2 protein-coding genes are annotated in these 5,137 nt (G+C 36.9%); both read left to right on the top strand.

Annotation, left to right across the window (positions count from 1 at the left end; all coding sequences use genetic code 11):
* Positions 1-301 precede the first annotated feature (301 nt).
* Positions 302-2,659 carry a T3SS effector HopA1 family protein gene (locus tag H1P_RS30985; protein ID WP_144874993.1) on the top strand — a complete coding sequence of 786 codons (2,358 nt, stop codon included), beginning with the start codon at positions 302-304 and terminating at the stop codon, positions 2,657-2,659.
* Positions 2,660-2,785: 126 nt separating this feature from the next.
* Complete coding sequence (locus H1P_RS30990) at positions 2,786-4,936, top strand: peptidase domain-containing ABC transporter (RefSeq protein ID WP_144874995.1); 2,151 nt, start codon at positions 2,786-2,788, stop codon at positions 4,934-4,936.
* Positions 4,937-5,137 lie beyond the last annotated feature (201 nt).

Below are 5,137 nucleotides of genomic sequence, written 5' to 3' on the forward strand. Positions count from 1 at the left end.
TTTTTAGTTGATTTGTTTGAGCTGAATATAAAAGTAAATCACTTGTTCGACTACTAAATAATTTGTGATTGCTGCTATAGAAAATAACGTTTTATGAGTACTCAATCTGTAGTAGCAATTTTATTTTTCAGCTAAAAATTAAAAAAATATTAGACATTTTATCGTTAGTTATTATTGTCATCATAACTTGATATTTTAACGATAAAATTTGTAATGCACCTTATTTATTTTGTGTGTTTAAAAGTTATTCTTTCTATTGTTTTATGAGTTTCAGTTATATTTAAAATGGTTGTTTCTGGGTATGAATTTATTACTTTCTAATAAAAATATTGTTGATTTTCTTAAGAAAAATAAAATTGTAGATATTAACGAGCAAATAAATACAACCAATATTGAATCAAAGATTTGTAAAAATTTTAATTTATTAGTATCTCTATCAGAAAAAAGACTGGTTTTAGTTAAGCAAGAACCTCACGATCGCAATGGAGAAACTAAAGGGGATTTTAGCCATGAGTGGCAATTTTATCAGTTAATTAGATATTTCTCAGATTTAAAAGAACTTAGTTCTTTATGTTCTCCTGCGACTTATTTTGATCGCAAGAATGCCATTTTGGTATTTAATTATTTAAGTGAATACTGCGATTTAGAGGAATTTTATACTCAACACAATATTTTTCCGACTAAAATTGCAGCATTTTTGGGAGAAACTTTAGCCAAGTTTCATTGTCTTACTTTTGATAACCAAGATTATGAGAGTTTTTTAGAGCCAGAAAGAGAGACAGAAGGAATTCCCGATTTTAGTAAAGATTTAGAGCGAATTTATCCCGAAATATTTGGTTTGATTAGTAGTGATGGCATAAAATTTTATGAACTCTATCAGCGCGATCCTAATTTACATCAAGCGATCGCAAGTCTTCAAGAGCTTTATGAACCCTGCTGTTTAGTTCATGATGATTTGAAGTTTAATAATATATTGCTGCATCTTGATTGGCAAGAGTTGGATTCTCAACAAAATAAGCAATCATCTCTCATTCGTTTAATTGATTGGGAAAAGTGGAGTTGGGGCGATCCTGCTTTAGATTTAGGTTCGATTGTAGCTAGTTATTTAAAGTTATGGCTCAATAGTATCACTGTCAATCGTTACATCAGTATAGAACAGGCACTTAGCTTAGCAGGTACTCCTTTAGAACAAATTCAGCCTTCTTTAGTGGTACTATTCCAAAGCTACTGTCAGTGTTTTCCTGAAGTTTTAACCGAATTTCCTGATTTTCTGGTTCGAGTAATGCAGTTTGCAGGTTTGGGGTTAATCGATAGTATTCTGGCAAAATTACACTATTACGAACCTTTCGGTAATATCTCCATCTGTATGCTTCAGGTGGCTAAGACATTATTGTGTCATCCAGAAAAGTCTATTCCTACAGTGTTTGGTTTAACTACAGAAGAACTGTTAAATAAGGAAGGAACGAGTAATACTGCAACCTTCAATTACGATGATCTGCCAGAAAATTTACAACCACTAGAAGAAATTACAGAAACATTTTCTGGGCTTAAAGATCGAGAAGAATTATATAAACTACTTACAAGCGATCGCTATAATCTAGTTATTGAGGATATTGCTAGCAAAATTAAAATTGATCCAGATTATTCTCTGAGTTATGGCGATCGCAAAATTTTAGCTTTACCCGATAAGTTACAAGATTATTTTACGCACCTATCCCAGTCACAACAGGAAACCTATTTACAATATCAGTTACGGGACTTTCTGCATGAAATTTACTTCAGTAACGAACAAATATCAGAATCAGATTCCCCTATCGAATTAGAGAATAACATCCATCGCGGTGTCAACATAGACTTTTATCAACAGTTAAGTAGTAGTAATAGTGGTGTTGGTTATGACGATCCAGACTGGAATGTTTTATCTAATCCCCATCAAGGATTTATCCTAGCCCAAAAAAACGGCTTAACTTTGCATATCGATCTCAAACGTCACTTATTCTCCTCTTCCAAGTCTCACCGCAAAGGAGATACCGTAGCAATTCGTTTACCCCACAACCGTATAGAAGCAGAATTTTATGTAGCGGTAGGAGATGCAGGAATAATAAACGAAGATGCGCCCATCATTAGTATCTACTTTAATGTAGACCCCCAAGGAGCGATCGCTCTTACGAAAAACCTAACCCAACAGTTTAACATTCAAAAAATAGCCTTTGAATTTAGTGTCTTAATCAATCCCGAAGATTATTATCGCTTTGATGCTACTTACCTGAGAATAGAACGTAAACACTATCCCAAAATTCAAGCAATACTAACTGAAATTTACCAGCAAACGCGATCTCATTTTCAATCCCAAATCCCTTTATTTACCAAAAGACTTGCTGCGGGGATAGGATTAGCAGAAGAGCCAATTAACGAATCTCAAGAATTTGGCTTACATCGTTGTCAGATTATTGCAGAAGCTTTATTGATAGATAGGCAAAAAGAGCGATCTCGCCAAAGGCGAGGCGCGGTGCGGACAGCGAAGCTGGCGCGTGCGCGTGCGCTTAAAGAAAAAATAAATTTAATTCAACAATCCTTGATTCAGCATGGCATTGATTTAGAACATCCCTATCTAAATGGCGGTGATGACATCTATTCAGTGTTGTCTGTTGATGGTTAATGGTTAATGGTTAATTATTGATGGTTGATTGTTGATTGTTAATTGCTACTTAAAAAACTTCCTATTTAAAAAATTCCTCATAATTCATATTTTACTCACTACCTGCTACTGACACTTCCCTAATTTATGAAAAAATACCCCCTAGTTTTACAGCATAGTCAAGAAGATTGTGGTGCAGCTTGTTTAGTATCCGTTGCCAAATATTACGGACGTACCTTTACTTTAAATCGTACCCGTGAAGCAATTGGGACAGGTCAACTAGGTACTAGTTTACTAGGGTTGCGACGGGGGGCAGAAATGTTGGGTTTTCATGGGCGATCTGCTGCTGCATCTCCTGAAATTCTCGATCGCTTATCGGAAATACCGCTACCTGCAATTATTCACTGGCGGGGTAAACACTGGACGGTTTTATACGGGAAAAAGGATAATCAGTTTATTGTCGCCGATCCTGCGGTAGGAATTCGCTATCTTAAGCTAAAGGAGTTAACAGAATACTGGAATGACTGGGTAATTTTATTGTTACAACCAGATCGCAGCCGTTTTGATACTTTAGCGGATGATGAAATTAAGGGAATTGGTCAATTTTTAAGGCGATTATTGCCCTATCGCAATCTTTTACTAGAAGCTTTGGTTTGTGTGTGCTTAATTGGTTTATTATCCTTAGTTTCGCCCTTTTTTCTGCAAATCTTAACTGATGATGTCTTAATTCAAGGCAATATCGGACTGTTGCGGGGAATCTTAATGGCGGTATTTATTATGTATCTCCTGCGGGGTGGTTTATCCTTAGTGGCAGATAATTTAATTGCTAACTTTGCCCGTAGAGTAGAGTTAGATTTGATTTTAGAATTTGGCAGACAGATTTTACGCTTACCTTTAAATTATTACGAAACCCGCCGTAGTGGAGAAGTAGTTAGCCGACTGCGGGATATTGAAGAAATTAATCGTCTCATTTCCGAGGTAGTAATTAACTTACCCAGTTCAATTTTAGTGGCGATCGTTTCCTTAATCCTAATGCTATTTTACAGTTGGCAACTTAGTATTGTGGCGTTAATAGTAGCAGTAGTAATGACCCTCTCTACTATTGCTCTTCAGCCCTTTTTACAACAGCAAACCCGTCGGGCGATGGTCTTGGAAACAGAAACTCAAGGGGTCTTAGTAGAAGCTTTTAAAGGCGCATTAACCCTAAAAACTACTGGTGCTGCACCTCAATTTTGGGATGAAATTCAAAGTCGGTTTGGTCGTTTGGCAAATCTGATGTTTAAAACTACTCAGATCGGAATTATTAATAGTACCTTTAGCGAATTAGTCGCTGATTTTGGCAATACAATTTTACTAGGATTAGGAGGTTGGCTGGTAATTCAAAGAGAATTAAGTATCGGTCAATTTTTGGCATTTATTAGCCTAAATCGCAATATAACAGGGTTAATTGATGAAATGGTTGATGTTGTGGCTGATTTTATTCGCGCCCGTACAGCTAATACCCGTTTGCAAGAAATTATAACTGCTACCCCCGAAACCAATAACGATATTCAAAAACCCTGGGCGAAAATTGCTCATAATGTTGATATTACTTGCGAACAACTCAACTTTTATTATCCTGGTCGAATCGAACTATTAAAGGGCTTTTCTTTAACCATTCCAGGAGGAAAAGCGATCGCTATGATTGGTAAGTCTGGCTGTGGTAAAAGCACAGTAATGAAAATTGTCGCAGGTTTATATCCTATTGAGTCGGGTAATATTCGCTTTGGTGATTATAATGCTCAAGATTTACCCCTAGACTGTATACGTCAACAGGTACTATTAGTACCTCAAGATGCCCATTTTTGGAGTCGCTCGATTTTAGCCAACTTCCGCATGGGTAATCCTCATCTCAGTTTTGAACAGATCGTGCAAGCTTGTAAAATTACCGGTGCAGATGATTTTATTCGTAAACTTCCTGAAAAATACCAAACCATCTTAGGCGAATTTGGTTCAAACCTCTCAGGAGGACAACGACAAAGACTAGCTCTCTCCCGTAGCCTAGTTAACGATCCACCTATTCTAATCTTAGATGAATCCACCGCAGGATTAGACCCCATAAGCGAAGCAGAAGTTCTCGATAAACTACTATGGCATCGTCAAGGCAAAACCACCATCCTCATTAGCCATCGTCCCCCAGTAGTCAATTTAGCTGACTGGATTATCTATCTCGAAAAAGGAAAAACTACACTTCAGGGGACACAACAAGAATTGAGATCGCACCCAGGAGAACATTTGGACTTTCTGGTATCTAAGTAATCACACAAAATCAATTTTGGGGTTGAGGTAAGGAAAAGGGAAAAGAATAAATCAATCAAAACATTAAACAAAGCCGGCGTTGGTAATTTGATGTATGACGTACAAAAGCAAGACTTGCCCATGTCGAGGAAACCTTATCCGAAGGTGTATCCTTTAGGGCGACGGGCTTCCTTGCTCAATGTTTCTGTTCGTAGCTTGGAG

This window comes from Hyella patelloides LEGE 07179 (assembly GCF_900659865.1).
Taxonomy (GTDB): domain Bacteria; phylum Cyanobacteriota; class Cyanobacteriia; order Cyanobacteriales; family Xenococcaceae; genus Hyella; species Hyella patelloides.

Bases quoted from the DNA above. Each gene is read 5' to 3' on its own strand.
- H1P_RS30985 (WP_144874993.1), top strand. From the start codon at position 302: ATGAATTTATTACTTTCTAATAAAAATATTGTTGATTTTCTTAAGAAA.
- H1P_RS30990 (WP_144874995.1), top strand. From the start codon at position 2,786: ATGAAAAAATACCCCCTAGTTTTACAGCATAGTCAAGAAGATTGTGGT.